General features: G+C 47.6%; 1 protein-coding gene and 1 pseudogene. Both read left to right on the top strand.

Translation table 11 applies throughout. The features are described from left to right. Positions 1-186 (top strand): annotated as a pseudogene (locus tag B2X00_RS05950) (DUF1315 domain-containing protein); the annotation flags it as partial. Between the two features lie 8 nt (positions 187-194). Continuing rightward, on the top strand, positions 195-534 hold a 340-nt coding region (locus B2X00_RS05945; protein WP_290486520.1), incomplete at its 3' end, for a GAF domain-containing protein.

Here is a 534-nt window from a genome sequence, read left to right as displayed (position 1 = left end):
TTGGAGAACTCACTACAGTTAGTGATGGCGTATCAAGCGAGGTTTCTTGATAGCGATCAGCATTACACAGTGGGTAAAGACGGGCGTATCGTCACCAAATCAAAGAGTGAACTAAAACGCCAATTTTCAGAGCAGGGTGGTGCAGACACCATCGCTCGCTTTGATCTTAAAGATGACGCGGAATAAGAGGTCGTATGCAAGCAGTATCAGTGCGTGATGATATCGTGACTCAATGCGAAGCCATCACAACCGGAGAATCCGATTTAATTGCTAATTTAGCGAATATTTCAGCACTCATTTTTGATCAGTTTGAAGATATTAACTGGGCTGGGTTTTACCTCACTCGAGGTGAGCGCGAGCTCGTGCTAGGGCCGTTTCAAGGCAAGGTTGCTTGTGTGCGGATTCCCTTTGGTCAAGGTGTCTGTGGTGTAGCAGCTGACTCGCAAACCTTGCAACACGTACACGATGTGCATGAGTTCAGCGGTCATATCGCCTGTGATGCCGCTTCAAACGCTGAGGTTGTAGCCCCTATTA

Source organism: Idiomarina sp. UBA3162 (assembly GCF_002364475.1).
Classification (GTDB): Bacteria; Pseudomonadota; Gammaproteobacteria; order Enterobacterales; family Alteromonadaceae; genus Idiomarina.
Note: the sequence above shows the minus strand (reverse complement) of the source record. Positions and strands in the feature narration are given on the sequence as shown.